The sequence below is a fragment of the Paenisporosarcina sp. NPDC076907 genome, assembly GCF_050269735.1.
Classification (GTDB): domain Bacteria; phylum Bacillota; class Bacilli; order Bacillales_A; family Planococcaceae; genus Paenisporosarcina.
In genome coordinates, this window is the sequence record NZ_JBNNIX010000001.1 from 105,866 (window position 1) to 124,633 (window position 18,768).

Sequence of the window (18,768 nt, forward strand, 5' to 3'; positions counted from 1 at the left end):
GTATGATATGTAATGATGCAAGACGTTAAAATAAATTCGTACCAATTTCTAGTTTTAGTTATTTTTTTTACGATTGGTACGAGTCTCTTAACTGTACCATCTGTATTAGCGGCCGAAGCGAAACAAGACGCTTGGATTGCCGCTATAATTGGTACGGGAATGGGGTCATTGGTCATATGGCTATTCATCATTATAGCTCTTTGGTTTCCTCACTTCACCTTTATCCAAATCAATGAAAAAGTATTTGGAAAATGGATAGGTAAAGCCTTTTCTGTTTTTTTTGTACTCACGACTTTTCTTTATACTTCAGAACTTTTGTTTTATTGTGGGACTTTCCTAAACATGCATGCGCTGCCAAGTACTCCAATGGTAGTCCTTAATATTCTTATGGCGGGGGTAGTGGTGATGGGAGTCCGTCTTGGATTGGAAACCATCGCTCGTTCTGCAGAAATCTTAATTGCCGTTTTCTTCATCCTTTTTCTCTTTTTAGTGGTGTTTATTTCACCTGAAATCAAGTTTGAAAACTTACAGCCTGTATTTGAGGTGGGTACAAAAAAGATCGTTCAATCATCCTTTTTTTATTTCGTAGTATCTTCAGTTAATTGCGTTATTTTTTTAATGATTTTTCCTTCCTTTATTAACAAAATGAAGCAAGGTAAAAAATCCTTTTTATTAGGAAACTTAATAGGTGGCATCATCATTATTATTATTACATTTTTGACTATTACTGTGTTAGGTCCTGAAAATACCGCAAGGCAGTCTTATCCTAGCTATGAATTGGCTAAAAGGATAAATGTTGGGGATTTTGTACAGCGTATTGAGGGGATAATGGGCACACTTTGGATTATTGCGCTCTACTTTAAGACGGTACTTTATTTTTACGCTTCCGTTTTAGGTTTGGCACAAATTCTAAATTTGAAAGATTACCGCCCGTTAACATTCCCCTTAGGCATGCTTGCTGTTGTCCTTTCTCTCGTGATTTATCCTAACGTCATCTACCAACAATATTGGGACAGTACAACGGGTAATACCTTATCATTGTCATACGGACTTTTTTTACCTCTTTTGCTGGTAGTTATATATGGGTTACGAAAAAAGAAATTAAAAAAAGAGGCCAGAAATCCTTAGGGAAAAAATTTGCTAAAAGCCAATTTGGCAATGTATTGCCAACTCAGTGACAGGTACCCGGGAGTCCTATTGGAGCGGAAGGTATGATATGAAATGATGAAGGATGTAAAAATAAATTCGTACCAATTTCTTGTTCTAGTCATCCTATTTACGATAGGTTCGAGCATCTTGCTTGTACCATCAGGCTTAGCTCAAAATGCGAAGCAAGACGCTTGGATTGCCGCGATATTCGGGATGGGGATTGGGTTACTAGTCATTTGGCTATTTTGCACAATAGGGAAATGGTTTCCAAATCTCACTTTTATTGAAATCAATAATAAACTCTTTGGGAAATGGATAGGGACAATATTTTCTCTTTTATTTGTGTCGCTTTCTTTTCTTTATACCTCTACTCTTCTAGCTCATTCTGGAACTTTTCTAAATATCCATGTGCTGCCAAGTACTCCAATGGTAGCGCTAAATACACTTATGGGAATGATTATCATGATGGGTGTCCGTCTTGGATTAGAGACAATCGCTAGGTCGGCCGAAATCTTAATTGTTGTTTTCTTCTTCCTATTTCTCATTTTAGTGGTGTTTATTTCACCAGAAATCAAGTTTGAAAACATACAACCTGTATATGAGGCAGGAACAAAAAAAATTGTTCAATCATCCCTGAATTTAGTGGTTTACTCTTCTGTCAATGCTGTTATTTTGGTAATGATTTTTCCTGCATTTATAAACAAAGCTACACAAGGAAAAAAATCCTTTTTAATTGGAAACTTAATAGGTGGAATCGTCACCATCATCATTACATTTTTGTGTGTTGCGGTATTAGGTGCCGAGAATACTACAAGACAGTTATATCCTGGCTATGAATTGGCTAAAAGGATAAATATCGGGGATTTTGTACAGCGTATCGAGGCGTTAATGGCCGCCTTTTGGATTATTGCGCTCTACTTTAAGGCGACCCTTTATTTTTACGCTTCCGTTTTAGGGATTGCACAAATTTTAAATTTAAAAGAATATCGTCCCTTAACTATACCGTTAGGCATGATTGCCATTGCCCTTTCTCTTGTGGTTTATCCAAACGTTATTTACCAAAAAAATTGGGACAGTACAACGCTTGTTTCATATTCATTATCAATAGGATTATTTTTACCTCTTTTGTTAGTAGTTATATATGCGTTACGCAAAAACCAATTAAAAAAAGAATCCTGAACATCATTAATATCGTCAAAGCTTATTCGACGTTTACTCAATAACTGAAACCTGGGAACTCTTGAAGAGGAATTTTAGTATGATGCATTTGGGTGTGAGTAAAAAGTAAATGGAATAACTTGTGAATAATTTTATATATGGTCCACTAAACATCCATCTTCTATTTTCGAAGATGGTGTTTGCAAGACTATGTTTGTGATCTTCCCCCCAAGAGTGTGAATCGTTACCGTATCGAACTGGAAAATGAAGAAACCTTTTTTAAATGACACACCAGTAAAGTTATAAATTTAAAAAAGCGAACTCCTTTAATTTTTGGAGTTCGCTTTTATTCATGTGTGCAATCAAGTTAAATCTCGATAATGATGGGGAGAATCATCGGTCTTCTCTTCGTTTTTTCATATAAAAACTTCCCTAAAGTAGCTTTAATGCTTTGCTTCAGTACATTGCGTTGGCGTCCATTTGGAGCTTCAGTCGTTTGAATGGTAGTCACAACTAATCGATCTACTTCCTTCATCAGCTCTTCTGCATCACGTGCATAGACAAAGCCTCGAGAAATGGTATCAGGACCTGAAATAATTTGACCATCCGACTTACTAAGTGTAACGACGATGACAATCATCCCGTCTTCAGAAAGCAGCTTGCGATCACGCAGAACGATATTCCCTACATCCCCAATACCCAATCCGTCGACAAAAATATTTCCTGAAGGGACTTTTCGCGTTTGACGTGCAGTGGCGTTGTTTACATCTACAACATCTCCATTGTTGATGATGAAAATGTTGTCTCTTTCCACACCAACTGATTCGGCTAATAACCTATGCTGATGTAGCATCCTGAGCTCCCCGTGAATGGGAATAAAATATTTCGGTCTCATCAATGTCAGCATCAACTTCAATTCCTCTTGGCAGGCATGCCCAGAAACGTGCATACCTGTAGCCCTGCCAGAACCATAAATGACTTTTGCTCTTAAACGATACAAATTATCGATAACTCGCGAAACATTTCGTTCATTTCCAGGGATTGGTGAGGAAGCGAATATCACTGTATCTTCAGGTAGAATTTCTACTTGTCGATAGTTGGAGCTTGCGAGGCGCGATAAAGCAGCCATCGGTTCCCCTTGGCTTCCTGTACAAAGTATAGCCACGTTCTCAGGTGCCATTCTTTTAATATCATGCGGATCAATGATCATCCCTTCTGGAACATTTAAATGACCTTGCTCCATGGCGACGGAGACCACATTCACCATACTGCGACCTAATAAGACGAGTTTACGGTTTGTTTTTTGGGCAGCATCCACTACTTGTTGCACCCGATGGACATTGGATGCAAATGTAGAAATAAAGATTTTTCTGTTGGCCTTCCGAAATGCATCTTCAATGTGCCCGCCTACCAATGATTCAGAAGGTGTAAATCCCGGTCGTTCGGCATTCGTACTTTCCGACAATAATACGAGCACACCGTTTTTACCAATTTCAGCCATTTCATGAATGTCCGCATATTCATTGTTCACAGGAGTCAGATCGAATTTAAAGTCCCCTGTATGAACAACCGTCCCTTCAGGCGTGTGAAAGGCAATTCCTAAACAATCTGGAATGCTGTGATTTGTCTTAAAGAAAGTACATGTAATGGCATTGAAAGTGATTTTCGACTTGGAATCAATCAGATTCATCTCAGTTTGTCTTAAAAGACCATGTTCTTTCAATTTAATTTCAATTAATCCCAATGTCATTCTTGTGGCGTAAACCGGCATATTTAATTGTTTCAATAGGTAAGGAATACCACCGATATGATCTTCATGTCCATGTGTAACGACTAACGCCCGAACCTTGTCCTTATTTTCTTGTAAATACGAAATATCTTGAATGATTAAATCTATGCCGAGTAAGCTTTCATCTGGAAATTTAGATCCGCAGTCGATGACCACAATGTCGTTTTCAACTTGCAGGACATACATGTTTTTTCCGATTTCATTTACGCCGCCTAGGGCGAAAATGGATAATGAGTTTTCTACCGTATCCAAATTAAATATCCTCCTAAGTTAAATGACTATGAGAAGTATTCCCACAAGATATTCTTTTTATTTATTGTTTGGGAAAAGTTTTACAATGCGAAATCCTGTTTTAAAGCTCTTTTCAAACAATAACCAATTACTTATGTTCGAGTATTTGTGAAGATTCCGATAAGTTTTTGTTGGTTCAATTCTAGATGGATATGCTCTTCTTGGTGTACCACTAGAATATCTACTGGCAGCAAGCTTCAAGGCTGCATCTTTGAAAATGAAAACGAACCCCCTTTTATACGAGAAAGGGGGTTCGTCAGTATTAATGCCGTTTATTTTCTGGATGCTTCGTAATTGATTTTTTTTCATTTTCCTCGTGGTTTTCTCTTGCGATTTCCTCATTTAAAGTTTCATCTTCAAACTTGTTATCGAGAAACACTTGAACTCCGTTTACACTCACAATCGTATTGGCTGGATCGGAAAAAATCTCTTTTTCGCGATTGAAACTCACGTGATATCACTCCAATTGGGTACAGCTTGATTATCTTTTGTTTCTATTTTGTTGATTTGTCGATTTTCTAGCTTGTTTCCCATTCGTATTGTTAAGTTCAGTGAACTCACGAGAAAATTCTTCCCTTGCTTGCTGAGGCGTTTGTTTCAATGCTTTTGGTGTCTGCGGTAAGGAATTTTTGTTGTTGCTGGATGAATTATGGTTGTCTTTACCCATTTTCTCGCCTTCTTTCCAAAGTATTTGTTCTTGAAAAGTATGGCTAAAAAAGGGTGTTTTCATGTAACTGAATTAAGACTAATTAATCTCTAATTAATGCTACGCGATAAGGGAATAATGTGGCGGTCATAATCCCTTCTTTTACTGCCGGATCGTTTTCCATCAACGTTCTTGCTTCTTCTTCGGAGTTCACTTCCAAAATGACAATGCCAAATCCGGATGAATCCATATCTAATGTTCTGCCCGCTAAAATGAGCGTTCCTATTTTTTGCAATCGCTGTAATTCTTCGAAGTGCTTTTGAACAATATTATTTTCATAATCAGTCCAATTTGTCTCTTCCAGTAAAGACGGAATTAATTTTAGTTGATATAAAAATTGCAATTTTTCCACGTTGAATCCCCCAAAAACATGATGAGTATATATTCTCCAATTTAAATACGTATTCCTTTAAGCAATTTGGAAATTGGTTTATTTACCTATGCATCTGAAAAGCACATACATATATATAATCATAAACTTAACAAAATAATTTGCCCTGTTTAAGTTCAGAAAGGCTTTTTTATTTGTTTGTAGTTAATTGAGATAAGAAGAAAGGGGAAGACGGAATGAAAGATGAGTATTTAAGCTCATTGGTTGGAAGATCGGTTCAAGTTTACAGAGGTGGCCCAGATTCAAATGTAGGCGTTTTATTGGATGTAAACGACGATTATTTAACGTTGCAAAAAGAAGACGGCGAAATAATTTATTACAAAACGGCTCACATAAAGAGTATTAAAGAAAATTCACAGATTCGATTTAACTCCATTTTAAAAGTTTACGACTCCAACAATCTAGTAAAAGCAACTACATTTAATGAGCTTGTAGGTCACTTCAAGGATCAAACAATTCGGGTTAATGGGAAAGGTCCAGAATCGAAGTATGGGACATTGATTGACGTTAAAGATGATTTTTTAGTTCTTTATACGGAACAGGACGGATTACTGTTTTACAAAGAACAACACATCAAGAGCTTCAGTCACCCCATTCCAACTACGAGCCAAGTAGTTGTGGAAGAGGACCATACCACTGTGACAGAAGAAACAACAGAAGAATCAAATGTGAATAAAATGAAGGAAGTTTATGAACAAATAATAGCTGATAACACAGCTAATTTAATGACAAATCTTAAATATTCCTGGATTAAGATCAATAGAAAAGGTCCTGAAAGCATGGAAGGTTTATTAGTGGAAGCCAATGATGATTACCTTGTATTGGTTGTGAATAATGAAATTTTCCGAATCGCGACCTATCATGTGAAAAATTTCAGTCTGAACATTAATACATCAGAAGAGCAAAAAGACGAGCAAAAAGATGAACAAAAAGATAAACAAAAAAACGAAACCAATAATGCTCAAACAACTAACACCTCAACTAATAGCGAGCAAGCAAACAAATCACAAAAGCAGGAAAAGCAGGAATCAACTAATCAAGAAACATCAACTCAGTCAAAACGCACATATGAAGAAGAGTTGAATCTTGCCAATAAACGAAGAAATAGACGTTGGAAGAAAAAAGCGCAAAAAGGAAAAACGCCATCTCAAGCAAGTGAAAAAAAAAAGAAGTAGTAGTTGAGGCTTCTCCAGTGACATCGCCCACCAACACGTCTCCTATACAAAGAAGACGTTCCGGTAAACAAAAAAGCGCAGTCGCAGAATTCAGAAAGAAGAATAATAAATAGAGGGTGACGAGCACTCTCCATTTCAGTAGAAAGGGGGGAGGAAATGATCATTTTTTCTTTGTTAATGGTCTCAGGACTATTCTTTTACCAACTATTAACACCTCCAATAGAAGAGCAGGCATTACCGATTGACCGTAAGAATAAGAAGAAAATGAAATTCCGTTTTAATGGGGTTAATTCAAATGCATGAATACGTACTCGTTTATACATTTACGATATTTGCACTCACAACTTTGTTTATCATGTGGAGACCGCAGGGAATAAATGAATCCATCCCAGCAATCATTGGAGCTATGCTGCTCTTTGTTGCAGGTGTTGTTCCATTTAGTGATATTCTCGAGATATTTAAGCTGGTAAGCGGCCCATCCATCACCATTATTTCAACCATTGTCATGTGTATAGTGTTGGAAAGTATCGGGGTATTCCGATGGGCAGCTGTTAATCTCGTCAATAAAGCAAAAGGGTCTGGAATTAAGTTATTCCTGTACATTATGGTTCTGTGTTTTTTAATGACTATCTTTTTCAATAATGATGGCAGTATTCTTATTACCACACCAATCATCCTCCATATCGTAAACATGTTACAGCTGAAACCCCATCAAAAGTTACCTTATTTATTCGCAGGTGTATTTATTGCTACGTCAGCTAGTTTACCTATTGGAGTAAGTAATATTGCCAATCTGATTGGTTTGAAAATGGTTGGTTTGGATTTGATTTCGTATACGCATTTTGCTTTTGTTCCTTCCATGGTTGGAATCTCCACACTCAGCTTGTTACTATATCTTCTCTTTAAGAAAGATATCCCAAAGAACATATCCACGTTAAACAACACCTCCATTGAACGATTTATCTCAAATTCACATCAGACACATCCATTGTCAGGGATACCTCAACCGCTGGAAGCGATCAATTGGTCTTTGTTCAGAGTGTGTATTAGTTTAGTTGTTATCATTAGAGGAAGCTATTTTATTTTACCTACGTACGGCATCTCTATTGAGGCGATAGCTATTGTTGGTGCAGTTTTATTAATCATAGTTAGATGGATCAGTTTGCGAATGGGAATCCTGGACGTAATTAAAAAAGCGCCGTGGCATATTCTCGTTTTTGCATTTGGTATGTACGTCACGGTGTATGCATTGAACAATACGGGAATCACCACTTTTTTTAACGAATTATTTGAAGGCATGATGAAACAAAATTTTGTCTTTGCAAGTTTTATCACTGGGCTATTAGTTAGTATTCTTTCCAATCTGATGAATAACTTACCCTCCGTTATGTTAGGAACATTGATGATTACAGATATGGGGTTGGATTTGCAAACGCTACAAGTTTCTTATATAGCCATCATCATCGGGAGCGATATTGGTGCCTTACTGTCTCCATTAGGAACACTGGCCACTTTGTTATGGATGTTTGTATTAAGGAAAAATGGCGTTCATATCACCTGGTCCAAATATTTTAAAGTCGCTTTGTTAGTCATCCCATTGACTCTTTTCGTCACGTTGATTGCATTTAATTTGTGGCTTCTCTTCATTTTATAAGTAAAGGAGTTGAATTAATGAATAGCCTTAGATCATATATAGGACAAATAATAGAGGTTGAAGTATCCTCCAAAAAAACGATTGTAGGAAAGCTATTGGAATTAGGTTCTGACCTAATCGTCCTCTTTAACGGTCGACAATATGTGTATTTACCAGTCGTCCATCTTCTTTCAGTTAACAAGGGAGAATCGACGGATACAGAATACATGAATGCTGAAACAGCACCATTCGAGGGGAAACAGCTATCCCTGAAACAGATCTTGACGAACGCATCCGGTATATTTGTGGAGCTTTTCTTAACCGGCAATCATCATGTTCACGGTTATATCCAAAACGTTCAGGAAGACTATATTGTATTCAATTCGCCGGCATTTAAAACGATGTACATTCCAGTTGCGCACCTAAAATGGCTAATCCCATACCTCAACCAAACCCCTTATCAAATCAAGACAGGTCAACAAATCCATTCTTCTGGCGAATCATTCGCTCAAACATTTGAAGAGCAAATGAAAAAGTCCTTAGGGAAAATAGTGCTATTTGATTTAGGGAAAGATTCCGAAAAAATCGGAATCCTGAATGGTGTTGAAAATATTTTGGTGGAATTGGTAAAAGGAAATGGGAAAACCATTTATTTAAACATGGCCCATCTCAAGTCTATGCATGAGGGAAAATAAAACAGGCGGCAGTTTTGCCTTTTATATAGAGAAAAGAAGCAGGTATCCAATTTAGGAAAACCTGCTTCTTTTCATTTTTACATTGAATTACTTGTTGTTTTTACGTTTTTGAGCTGTTTTTTGATTTTGCCCAGTTTGCGTGTTTTTGTTAATGATTTCAGTTAATTCACGAGAGAATTCTTCACGACCAGTAGCACCATTTTTTGCTTGCCCGGTTTTCGGAGGTGTTTGCGTGTTGTTACGAGTGTTTTTACCTGAAGAATTCTGATTGTTTTTTGGCATTTGATCATGTCTCCTTTCAAGTTGGCCGTACGTAGTAAGTATGGGTAGAAAAGTTCTTCTTTATGTACACAAAAAAAGTTTTTCTAAAATAATATTATCGATAAACAATTCACTTAGTTATCGATAAAACTTGCGCATGAATTATTCTTCACATTCGCGGCATAAATATCCGCCACTTGATATACTAACAAGTAACTGCTCCTTCAAGAGCATGATAAAGGATGGGAATAATTTGAATCAACTTGCGCCAACTGGCGATTTTATTTATACATACGCATATACCGGTGACGAAGAATCTTTATGTCATTTGGAAATGAGATTTTTTTTTGAGAAGGATACACAAGCTAAAATACTCAAAAGCTCTAAAGAAATAAACCCGAGCAGAAGTCCTTTTATGAAGGAACGAATTCAAGTGATTTTTGATGGAGATGAGCTTTCGGATATTTTAAAGCAAGTGGAAGATGTTAATATGTTGGATTCTACGTTTAAAGTTATTTTTGTCAAAATTAATGATTTGGCTGCAACGGAAAAAGTGGAATACCAACAAAAGCGTGAAATTGAACGGGAAATTGGCCTGATTATTGAAGGGGAAGCGGATGTTCATAATCCCGATATAACATTTGGTTTAGTGCCATTTGAAGGACGGTGGTATTTTGGGAAATACCTGAAAAACGAAGCCGTGTGGTTACATCATTTAAAAAAACCGCGTGAATACTCCACTGCCTTAAGTACACGAGTTGCCAGAGCAGTGGCCAATATTGCAGTACCGAATCCAGAAGGTGTGAGAGCGATTGATCCTTGTTGTGGAATCGGTACCGTCTTAGTGGAAGCACTGTCAATGGGAATCGACATAGTAGGCCGCGATATTAATCCACTGGTCGTTTTAGGATCACGTGAAAACATAGCACATTTCGGTTTATCTGGAGACGTTGACCTTGGGCCGATTGCGGAAGTAACGTCCAACTATGATGCCACCATAATTGATATGCCATACAATCTCTACACTCACGCCACTCCAGAAGATCAACTTTCTATTCTCAAGCATGCACGACCTTTTTCAAAGAAACTCGTGGTCGTCACGATTGAAACAATTGATCACATGATTGAAGAAGCTGGTTTCCAGATCATCGACCGATGTGTAGCCAAAAAAGGCCTATTTTCCAGAGAAGTTTTAGTATGTCAGTAGCTGAAAATATGAAAGCCTGTCTTCCAAATTAGTGGAGGACAGGTTTTTTACATTGACGCATCTATATGTTCCACATGAGCCAACAAGTATGAGAATTATAAAAAGGAAATTAATTTTGGATCAAAAGAAAAAAGTTTCTACAGAAAATGGTTTTCTTCTATATAAATAACTAAAATTTTTCAAATAACCTCATTCTTAAGAGAAAATAATTGCCTTTGCAGAAACTGTACTAGTAAATGCGAATAACATGTCGCTGATCAGCTACGCTTTCCGCGGACTTGCGACTGTGTGTTCGAGTGTTGTTTGGCTACTGCGATTACTCTTCGCAGTTTAGTGTAACCAAGAAGGTATTGCCGCGAAGAAACACCAGCCAAAAGATGCTTTTACAACGTCAACCCCGATTTTTCCTACGTGCCCTCCGATAATTCCTACGTCAACGCCAATTTTTCCTACGTGCCCATCGATAATTCCTACGTCAACTCAATTTTTCCTACGTGCCCTCCGATAGTTCCTACTCAACGTGAATAATTCCTACGTCAACCCCGATTATTACAACAAAGCCCAGAAGAATGACCCTCGCAAAGTAACAGAATCACTTCGCAAGGTTTTTCGTTCAGGTAAATGATAGAGGATTGAAGTTCAAGGATAACTATAACTCTATATCCATATAAATCCATTTATAAATGAAATTATTGGTAACAAAAGATGTGAGCTTGCAGGAATTCCGACAGGTAAAATTGAATTAAGTTGAGAAAGGAGAGATTTCTATGTTAGCCGATTTAAACGAATTGAATGTACTGGCCATTATTATTGGTGGTTTTTTATACATGGTTTATGGAGGTGTTTATTACTCCATTAGACTAGGTGGTGATCAACATCCTGATAAAAAGCATAATGAAATTGAAGGACCAATGAAGTATATCTTTTCAGGGATAGTAGCGTTCATTAGTTCATTCATCATGGCAATTTTAGTAGAGGCTACAGGGGCGGACGGGTTTGGACCCGGGATGCTAGTAGGATTTATGGTAGGGTTCATTATTACCCTGGTGTACGTGAAAAATAGATTGTTTGGACTTATGACAAATCAATCGTTGATGATAGCGATTGGCGATCATCTAGTGATTTTCATCTTATTAGGTGCGTTGCACGGATTCATGTCATAGAAAGTCATTAGATATCAAATAATACAAAAAATTACAAATAAATATAGTCAGATAAGTTAAATAGAGTTATACTAATTGAAAATGAACCAATATTCACTACAACATCATTACAATGGTAAACATTTTACCTATTGTATTATGTATATACACAAAAAAACATAGTTTTGGGGAGAGAATAAGACATGAAAAAGTTGTTAGCAATTTTATTTACGGCATCATTATTCTTCAGTTTAGGAACAAATGCATCAGCAGAAGAACTTGATTATTCTGTAGTAAATGCACTTGAGCTTATCGAATCCACAAACGAAGCAATCGATGTGAAAATTGAAGAAGGTGTGAAAGCTGCAGATGAGCTTCAAGCTCAGTACTTAAATGACGTTCGTAAAACGAAGAGTGCATCTGAATTCCTTCAATTAACAAAAACGTATAATGCTAATCTAGATGTGATTATTGATGACGTTTATAACGAAACGTTGAAAATGTCTCAAGAAACGATTGCAATAGCTGCTGAAGCTGGCGTTCAGGCAGAATGTTCTTGGGTACTGGTACGCTTTGCTCATCGTTTAGTATGGATTGATCCACTTCGTGTAATTGGGATTGGTGGACACTAAAACATCGCAATTATTATTTTAATAATCCTCTATCGTTTTATTTTAATATTGGTATAATTAGAAAAAATGAGTTCTTTCATAGAACTCATTTTTTTTGAGAAGTTTGTACAGAGGAGAATTCGTTATGGAAGGTTTTAGCATAGGACATAAAGGGTCATTTCTGGAAAAAGTAATATATGATAAAAACGAAATAAGCTTACTGGCTGATGGTGATGGAGTTGAAGTGTTGCTTCAAACTATTGAGAAGGATAGATTATTTTACATTTATCCTACTGAAAATGCAGAAGTGATGGAATACTATTTTATTTTGTCGGGAAAGATTGTCTGCGAACTTAATGGAGAAAAAGTGATTTTAGGTCCACATGATTCTTTCACAGCTAAAGGAATTACTGAACCGACCCATTTTACAGCATTAACAGACGTAACCTTTCTATGGGTAATAACTGAAAAAACTTTTAGCGTCCTTAAAAATGAAATGTCTACGTTCATGGAGATTGTTAAACAAGTAGAAATCAAAGATCAACATACATATATGCATAGTGATCGAGTCGCCAATTATGCATTGAAAATAGCTAGGAAATTTAAATTAAATGATGAGCAATTAGAAAATCTTGCAACAGCGTCCTTTTTACACGACATTGGTAAAATACATATTCCTAAAGAAATATTGAATAAGCCGGATAAACTGACGTACGAAGAATTTGAAGTAATTAAAAAGCATCCAGCTGATGGAGCTGAAATGATTAAAGGAAGCGCTTACGAGGATGTAGCAATCATTATCGAACAGCATCACGAGCGGTTAAATGGTAGCGGCTATCCAAAGGGATTGAAAGATGACGAGATACTTCTTGAAGCCCGTATTATTGCTGTTAGTGATACATTCGATGCAATGACCGAAGACCGTGCATATCGGAAAGCTTTCAGTGCTCAATACGCATTGGATGAATTGAAAAAACTTTCGAACACTCATTATGATAAAGAAGTAGTGGATAAATTTGAACAGGTATTAAAAGAGGAAGGCGTTGTTTAATAAACTTAATCTTTTTACCATGCAAAAAAGACTTATCACGACGACAAGTCTTTTTTTGTTCTTAAAAACATTTTAGAACATAGGATAACAATTTCCCTCGCAATTAATCCGTTTGATTCTTAACGTAAACCATCAACTGGTTCTGCAACGAAAGCATTTCCTCATCTCCCGCAAGGTTAGCCAACATTCCTTTTATAACAGGGATTCTAGGTTTGTCTTTTTTTAATTCCTCTGCAATTACATCCAAGGTCACAAGTAAATCTTCATCGACTGTGTTCGTTCTGCATTCTAAAACTTCTTGAAGAAGGACTTTTTTGGGGGAATTCGAAGCTAAATTTTGCAATAAATTCTTATTTAACATAGGAAGACTTAAATAAGGTTCTGGCAGTCTTGATAAAAAAGAAGCAACGATATCGTCTATTCGTTCCATAAGAAAAGCAGATAATTGATGCGTATTTAATTGATGGCGATGTGTCAGGATAATTTCGATATAGCCATGAACAAGTCCTTTTACCATAACAATCAGATCAGCAACGTACGGTTCAATATCTTTCCCATAAGCATCCACAAATGTTTTATGCAAAATTGTATGATGTTGTATCTGCATCGAAGCTAACAGTTCTGTCATATTCTTGTTCATTGGGTTCGTCTGTTCTCTAATTTGCATCAAGATGAAATCGGCATGTCGGTCGATCTCTTCGAATTGAATAATTAATAACTGATGAAATTTTTCTTTAGGAGTCACGTGTTGCATGGCATCAAGTTCTGTAAATCTTTTAGATATTTCACTGAAAAAGTATTCAAAAATCGAAAGAAGCAATTCATCTTTTGATTTAAATGATAAATAAAAAGAACCTTTTGAGATGCCACAAGCATCGGTGATTTCTTGGATGGATGTAGATTCAAATCCTTGAGAGGCGAATAAGTGCAAAGCCTGTTCAATGATTAAATGTTTTTTATTTGTCATATTTAAGCCTCTTTTCTGAAAAAAACGATGTAAAATAATAGGTTAATAGTTGACCTTTGAATGACCAGTCAGTAATATTATGAGTGATTATGACCAGTTGGTCAAATAATGTAGGGTGGAAGTGAACAGACACAATGAACCACATCATTAATTTTGTTTTAAAGAACAAGTTTGCAGTATGGTTAATGACCATTGTTATAACGGTGGCTGGCATAACAGCTGGTTTACAGATGAAACTAGAAACAATACCGGATATCACGGTTCCTGTTGTTACAGCAACAACGATTTATCCAGGAGCGACTCCTGACCAGGTAGTCAACGAACTATCAGAACCACATGAAAAAGCTGTTCAAAATTTAGAAGGCGTGAAAATGGTTATGTCTTCTTCTTATCAAAATGCTTCTTCCCTCCAAATTGAGTTTGAATTTGGTACAGATATGAAAGAAGCAGAAGCGGAAGTAGCTGCTGCTCTTAAAAATATTCCACTACCGGCAGGTGCACAAGAGCCTAAAGTCGCTCGAGTAAGCATCAATGCATTTCCTGTAGCCGCAATTAGTGTATCAAGTGAAAAAGATAACCTAGCGGACCTTACGGAAAATGTAGAAACGAACCTCGTTCCTACATTAAAAGGAATTGAAGGAGTCTCTTCCGTTGCGGTTACTGGTCAGCAACTAAATGAAGTCAGTTTTAAGTTTAACCTAGAGAAGTTGGCTGAATATGGACTGACTGAAGAGATGGTAAAAGGAATGGTAAAAGGCTCTGACGTAACATTTCCTTTAGGTCTTTTCCCGTTTGACGGTACGGAAAAATCTGTTGTTGTCGATGGAGATATTACTTCGATTGATGACTTGAAAAAAATTCAAATTCCGGTTGTCGCAACTAGTCCCGATGCAGTCCCATCTAAACCTACAATGGTGGAATTGGGCGAAGTGGCAGATATCGAACTTGTTGGTAAAGCAGAATCAATTTCTCGTACGAATGGGAAAGAATCGATCGCTGTACAAGTTGTAAAATCTCAAGGTGCCAATACGGTAGATGTTGTGAATTTGATGAAAGAAGAAGTGAAGACATTTGAAAAGGACAATGCTGACTTCGAAATCGTCTTTACATTTGACCAAGGTGAACCAATTGAAAAATCAGTAGAAACGATGCTGAGTAAGGCATTATTTGGTGCTGGTTTTGCTGTATTGATTATTTTACTATTCCTGAGAAATATACGTTCAACACTGATTGCGATTATTTCAATCCCTCTATCATTATTAATCGCCGTATTGTTGATTAAACAAATGGACATCACACTGAACATGATGACTTTAGGGGCTATGACCGTAGCAATCGGTCGAGTAATTGATGATTCCATAGTTGTTGTAGAAAACATATACCGAAGAATGGCCTCACCAACTGAAAAGTTAAGAGGGAAAGCCCTTATTCGAGAAGCGACAAAGGAAATGTTTGTACCAATCCTTTCATCAACTCTCGTAACAATTGCTGTGTTTTTACCAATCGGTTTAGTTGGGGGAATGGTGGGCGAATTATTCTTACCATTCGCATTAACGATTGTCTTTGCGTTACTGGCTTCACTTTTAGTGGCCATTACGCTGGTACCGATGTTGTCCCACTCGCTATTTAAAAATGGATTAGGGGACAAACATACACATAATCCTGAAAAGCCAGGTAAAATTGCAGGTATATACCGTTCAATTCTTAAATGGACACTTAATCATAAATTAATTACAACTTTATTGGCAGTTGCCCTTTTTGCAGGCAGTCTAGCCTTAGTTCCGTTCGTTGGCACAAGTTTCTTGCCTGAAGAAGATGAGAAAATGATGTATGTCACCTATACACCTAAACCAGGTGAAACGAAAGAAGATGTAGAAGAGGCAGTTTCTTATGTCGAGGCATTCTTCATTGATCGTAAAAATGTGGAAAGTGTTCAAGTATCAATCGGTGGTGAAAATCCGATGATGCCTGGACAAAACAACGGAGCTTTGATGTATGTCATTTATGAAGATGAAACACCAGAGTTTACTTTAGAAAAAGAACAAGCGATGAAAGAAGTTCAAAAGTTCAAGACGACAGGGGAATGGAAATCACAAGACTTTGCAACAAGTGGTGGCAGTAATGAAATAAGCTACTTTGTATATGGTAAAGATTTGGAAACGATTGAACCTGTAATCCGTGATATTGAAAAGATTCTAAATGAAGGTAAAAACATCGCTAACGTAGGATCAACAATTGCAGATTCCTATGAAGAACATACTTTAGTGGCAGACCAAACAAAACTTGCTCAATATGGATTGACGGCCGCTCAAGTAGGGATGGCACTAAATCCAAATGTGCAGCGCGAAATGTTGACAACAATTGAGCAAGATGGCGAAACATTCGAAGTGTACATTGATACTATGAAAGAAAAACCAGATTCATTGGAAGAATTATTGAATAAAACTATCCCATCGCCACTTGGAATGGAAGTAGCTATAAAAGATGTTGTAACAGTTACTGACGGCAAAACGTCTGATACCGTTACGAGAAGAGATGGGCAGATTTATGCGAGTGTGAAAGGTAAAATAACAACCGATGACATTTCTGTTGAATCGAAAATAGTTCAGAAAAAAGTTGATAAACTCGATCTTCCTGCGAACGTTACTATCGAAACAGCTGGTGTAACAGCGGATATGCAAGAATCGTTCACGCAACTTGGGTTGGCGATGCTAGCAGCGATTGCCATTGTCTACTTGATTCTAGTTGTGACATTTGGCGGAGCAATTGCGCCGTTCGCGATATTGTTCTCATTACCGTTTACAATCAGTGGAGCATTGGTTGCCTTGCTGATCGCTGGAGAAACGATTAGCATTTCCACGATGATTGGGGCGCTTATGCTTATTGGAATCGTAGTAACGAATGCCATTGTATTAGTCGATCGTGTCATTCATAAAGAAAAAGAAGGTTTGAGTACACGTGATGCTATTTTGGAAGCCGGCGTAACAAGATTACGACCAATCCTGATGACAGCAATCGCAACAATCGGAGCATTGATACCATTAGCGATTGGCGCTGAAGGCAGTGGCTTGATTTCCAAAGGCTTGGGTGTCACGGTTATTGGTGGACTGACAAGCTCGACGTTATTGACTCTAATCGTAGTACCAGTGGTATATGAATTTTTAGGGAAGTTCCGAAAAAGAAAACTTTCCGAAGAAGAATAAGAAACAATTGTTGAAAACGTGCTGAGGATTATTTTATCCTTCAGCACGTTTTTTTATTTATCAAGATTATTAAAATGGCTCCGATTAAGTTTACATTTCAGGGTTTGATTCAAACGTTTTTAAAAACGTTGTGAATAGCATTTTTGTTTCGATGCAAACTAGTTCTGATGCACATTAAATGAAACAAGGAGGAAATTAATAAATGACTCAAAATCCACAAGGTCAAATGCACGAAAATATGCATACAGGTCCAGTGCCACCACAAATGAATCATGGTGGTCACGAAATGTTTGATGTTCATGAAGTATTGTCTGCTTCTGTTGCGGGATTAAACCAATTTACTTTATTACGCCCTCATGTTCAAGATCAGGAATTATTAACGATGTTGGATAGACAATTCAGCTTCATGCAAGAGGAATACAACATTACAGCAGAATGTTTCAAAACAGGTATGGATCCGTCTAAAACAACTCAAAAATACATGATGAAACAAGATAATGATTTCATCTTTGGTTTAAAACCTTCACAACCGAAGAAACCGATTCAATCTGGTGCAGAGTTGTCAGATGAAATTATTTCAGGCTTCATGCTGGGTGTTCACAAATCAGGTGCCTCTTTAAAAGCAATGTGCGCCTTAGAAACCACTAACCCCGTAGTTCGTCGAGTACTTGCAGACTCGGTGCCAAACTGCATTGAAATGGCATACGAAGTCTCTATTTATCAAAACAAACACCATTATTACCAAGTGCCGCAGCTTGCACAACAAGACACGATGGCCATTGTGAATTCTTACGCACCATCTTCTATCCAACACGCGGGAACTCATTAATAAGATTAAAAAGGTGGACCAGACCAAAGTATCTGGTCCTTTTTTATTGGGTCTGTTAAAACATAATGCAAAATGTTGTTTATCATACATTTGTGCTAGTCGTATATTCCACATGAGTCAACAAAATTATGTTATTTAAAGTAATAATGGACGGATGTTGCAAGAGTATATTCTTTTAACGCATAAACTAACAATATTAAGACATTGTAAAAGATATAAAATTTATATTTACAAGTTGTTTTTATGGGAGTACTATAATCTTCAGTTTCATATTTCTAAATCGCTTAATCCATTTGGAACGGGGGACCCACTTATCGTGGCTATCTCAGCCGCTTGGGGTGAATCCTACTAATGTAGGTAGGGCTACTCTTTTAGCCCAAACCCGACAGCTAACTCCGTAAGCGTCATGAGAGAGAAATACGAACTAGTGAGAATGCTATAAGCCCACTAGGCTATTTCCCTATGCCTAGTGGGCTATTTTGTTGTTCTTTTACAGGAATTCGCAGTGCA

Annotated in this window: 18 protein-coding genes and 1 riboswitch; of the genes, 12 read left to right on the forward strand and 6 right to left on the reverse strand. The window is 37.1% G+C overall.

The annotated features are described in order from the left end of the window. Positions 1-12 precede the first annotated feature (12 nt). A complete protein-coding gene (locus ACQKEV_RS00510) occupies positions 13-1,128 on the forward strand; it encodes a GerAB/ArcD/ProY family transporter (RefSeq protein ID WP_427457655.1) in 1,116 nt (371 codons plus the stop codon). Between the two features lie 96 nt (positions 1,129-1,224). After that, positions 1,225-2,328 (forward strand): GerAB/ArcD/ProY family transporter, encoded by a 1,104-nt coding sequence (locus tag ACQKEV_RS00515; RefSeq protein ID WP_427442342.1) that lies wholly within the window; start codon positions 1,225-1,227, stop codon positions 2,326-2,328. Positions 2,329-2,674: 346 nt separating this feature from the next. Here the strand turns inward: ACQKEV_RS00515 and ACQKEV_RS00520 are convergent, their stop codons facing one another. The 4 genes from ACQKEV_RS00520 to ACQKEV_RS00535 all read right to left on the reverse strand — a co-directional run bounded on the left by ACQKEV_RS00520 (position 2,675) and on the right by ACQKEV_RS00535 (position 5,445). Beyond that, positions 2,675-4,348 carry a ribonuclease J gene (locus ACQKEV_RS00520; RefSeq protein WP_427442343.1) on the reverse strand — a complete coding sequence of 558 codons (1,674 nt, stop codon included), beginning with the start codon at positions 4,346-4,348 and terminating at the stop codon, positions 2,675-2,677. 301 nt (positions 4,349-4,649) lie between these two features. Further along, positions 4,650-4,838 carry a hypothetical protein gene (locus tag ACQKEV_RS00525; RefSeq protein ID WP_427442345.1) on the reverse strand — a complete coding sequence of 63 codons (189 nt, stop codon included), beginning with the start codon at positions 4,836-4,838 and terminating at the stop codon, positions 4,650-4,652. Positions 4,839-4,868: 30 nt separating this feature from the next. Continuing rightward, positions 4,869-5,054, reverse strand: a complete 186-nt coding sequence (locus tag ACQKEV_RS00530; RefSeq protein WP_427442347.1) for a YfhD family protein — start codon at positions 5,052-5,054, stop codon at positions 4,869-4,871. A gap of 82 nt (positions 5,055-5,136) precedes the next feature. Continuing rightward, a complete protein-coding gene (locus tag ACQKEV_RS00535; protein WP_427442349.1) occupies positions 5,137-5,445 on the reverse strand; it encodes a YciI family protein in 309 nt (102 codons plus the stop codon). 215 nt (positions 5,446-5,660) lie between these two features. On the opposite strand from ACQKEV_RS00535, the gene ACQKEV_RS00540 reads away from it, so the two are divergent. The 4 genes from ACQKEV_RS00540 (at position 5,661) to ACQKEV_RS00555 (ending at position 8,987) form a co-directional block, all read left to right on the forward strand. Further along, positions 5,661-6,659 (forward strand): hypothetical protein, encoded by a 999-nt coding sequence (locus ACQKEV_RS00540; RefSeq protein WP_427442351.1) that lies wholly within the window; start codon positions 5,661-5,663, stop codon positions 6,657-6,659. A 156-nt stretch (positions 6,660-6,815) separates the two neighbouring features. Beyond that, on the forward strand, positions 6,816-6,962 hold the full coding sequence (locus ACQKEV_RS00545) for a hypothetical protein (RefSeq protein WP_269926864.1): 147 nt from the start codon (positions 6,816-6,818) through the stop codon (positions 6,960-6,962). Next, positions 6,955-8,313 (forward strand): arsenic transporter, encoded by a 1,359-nt coding sequence (locus tag ACQKEV_RS00550; protein WP_427442353.1) that lies wholly within the window; start codon positions 6,955-6,957, stop codon positions 8,311-8,313. Before ACQKEV_RS00545 ends, ACQKEV_RS00550 begins: the two co-directional genes overlap by 8 nt. Positions 8,314-8,330: 17 nt before the next feature. Beyond that, positions 8,331-8,987 (forward strand): DUF2642 domain-containing protein, encoded by a 657-nt coding sequence (locus ACQKEV_RS00555; RefSeq protein ID WP_427442354.1) that lies wholly within the window; start codon positions 8,331-8,333, stop codon positions 8,985-8,987. An 87-nt stretch (positions 8,988-9,074) separates the two neighbouring features. On the opposite strand, the gene ACQKEV_RS00560 is transcribed toward ACQKEV_RS00555, so the two are convergent. Continuing rightward, complete coding sequence (locus ACQKEV_RS00560) at positions 9,075-9,269, reverse strand: hypothetical protein (RefSeq protein ID WP_269926861.1); 195 nt, start codon at positions 9,267-9,269, stop codon at positions 9,075-9,077. 232 nt (positions 9,270-9,501) lie between these two features. Here ACQKEV_RS00560 and ACQKEV_RS00565 point away from each other — a divergent pair, with 232 nt between their 5' ends. The 4 genes from ACQKEV_RS00565 (at position 9,502) to ACQKEV_RS00580 (ending at position 13,259) form a co-directional block, all read left to right on the forward strand. Then, positions 9,502-10,455: a TRM11 family SAM-dependent methyltransferase gene (locus ACQKEV_RS00565; protein WP_427442356.1), complete on the forward strand. Its 954-nt coding sequence runs from the start codon at positions 9,502-9,504 to the stop codon at positions 10,453-10,455. A 767-nt stretch (positions 10,456-11,222) separates the two neighbouring features. Continuing rightward, positions 11,223-11,618: a DUF1761 domain-containing protein gene (locus ACQKEV_RS00570; protein WP_427442358.1), complete on the forward strand. Its 396-nt coding sequence runs from the start codon at positions 11,223-11,225 to the stop codon at positions 11,616-11,618. Positions 11,619-11,800: 182 nt separating this feature from the next. Beyond that, on the forward strand, positions 11,801-12,229 hold the full coding sequence (locus ACQKEV_RS00575; RefSeq protein WP_427442359.1) for a hypothetical protein: 429 nt from the start codon (positions 11,801-11,803) through the stop codon (positions 12,227-12,229). 124 nt (positions 12,230-12,353) lie between these two features. After that, positions 12,354-13,259, forward strand: a complete 906-nt coding sequence (locus tag ACQKEV_RS00580) for an HD domain-containing phosphohydrolase (RefSeq protein WP_427442361.1) — start codon at positions 12,354-12,356, stop codon at positions 13,257-13,259. 103 nt (positions 13,260-13,362) lie between these two features. On the opposite strand, the gene ACQKEV_RS00585 is transcribed toward ACQKEV_RS00580, so the two are convergent. Next, entirely contained in the window at positions 13,363-14,226 is an 864-nt protein-coding gene (locus tag ACQKEV_RS00585; RefSeq protein WP_427442363.1) for a TetR/AcrR family transcriptional regulator, read from the reverse strand. 134 nt (positions 14,227-14,360) lie between these two features. On the opposite strand from ACQKEV_RS00585, the gene ACQKEV_RS00590 reads away from it, so the two are divergent. Together ACQKEV_RS00590 and ACQKEV_RS00595 are read left to right on the forward strand one after the other, a co-directional pair. Beyond that, on the forward strand, positions 14,361-17,429 hold the full coding sequence (locus tag ACQKEV_RS00590) for an efflux RND transporter permease subunit (protein WP_427442365.1): 3,069 nt from the start codon (positions 14,361-14,363) through the stop codon (positions 17,427-17,429). A 202-nt stretch (positions 17,430-17,631) separates the two neighbouring features. Continuing rightward, positions 17,632-18,258, forward strand: a complete 627-nt coding sequence (locus ACQKEV_RS00595) for a spore coat protein (RefSeq protein WP_427442366.1) — start codon at positions 17,632-17,634, stop codon at positions 18,256-18,258. A gap of 271 nt (positions 18,259-18,529) precedes the next feature. After that, a riboswitch (cyclic di-AMP (ydaO/yuaA leader) is annotated at positions 18,530-18,678 on the forward strand. Positions 18,679-18,768 lie beyond the last annotated feature (90 nt).

Bases quoted from the DNA above. Each gene is read 5' to 3' on its own strand.
- ACQKEV_RS00510 (WP_427457655.1), top strand. From the start codon at position 13: ATGATGCAAGACGTTAAAATAAATTCGTACCAATTTCTAGTTTTAGTT.
- ACQKEV_RS00515 (WP_427442342.1), top strand. From the start codon at position 1,225: ATGAAGGATGTAAAAATAAATTCGTACCAATTTCTTGTTCTAGTCATC.
- ACQKEV_RS00530 (WP_427442347.1), bottom strand. From the start codon at position 5,054: ATGGGTAAAGACAACCATAATTCATCCAGCAACAACAAAAATTCCTTA.
- ACQKEV_RS00540 (WP_427442351.1), top strand. From the start codon at position 5,661: ATGAAAGATGAGTATTTAAGCTCATTGGTTGGAAGATCGGTTCAAGTT.
- ACQKEV_RS00545 (WP_269926864.1), top strand. From the start codon at position 6,816: ATGATCATTTTTTCTTTGTTAATGGTCTCAGGACTATTCTTTTACCAA.
- ACQKEV_RS00550 (WP_427442353.1), top strand. From the start codon at position 6,955: ATGCATGAATACGTACTCGTTTATACATTTACGATATTTGCACTCACA.
- ACQKEV_RS00555 (WP_427442354.1), top strand. From the start codon at position 8,331: ATGAATAGCCTTAGATCATATATAGGACAAATAATAGAGGTTGAAGTA.
- ACQKEV_RS00560 (WP_269926861.1), bottom strand. From the start codon at position 9,269: ATGCCAAAAAACAATCAGAATTCTTCAGGTAAAAACACTCGTAACAAC.
- ACQKEV_RS00570 (WP_427442358.1), top strand. From the start codon at position 11,223: ATGTTAGCCGATTTAAACGAATTGAATGTACTGGCCATTATTATTGGT.
- ACQKEV_RS00575 (WP_427442359.1), top strand. From the start codon at position 11,801: ATGAAAAAGTTGTTAGCAATTTTATTTACGGCATCATTATTCTTCAGT.
- ACQKEV_RS00580 (WP_427442361.1), top strand. From the start codon at position 12,354: ATGGAAGGTTTTAGCATAGGACATAAAGGGTCATTTCTGGAAAAAGTA.
- ACQKEV_RS00585 (WP_427442363.1), bottom strand. From the start codon at position 14,226: ATGACAAATAAAAAACATTTAATCATTGAACAGGCTTTGCACTTATTC.
- ACQKEV_RS00590 (WP_427442365.1), top strand. From the start codon at position 14,361: ATGAACCACATCATTAATTTTGTTTTAAAGAACAAGTTTGCAGTATGG.
- ACQKEV_RS00595 (WP_427442366.1), top strand. From the start codon at position 17,632: ATGACTCAAAATCCACAAGGTCAAATGCACGAAAATATGCATACAGGT.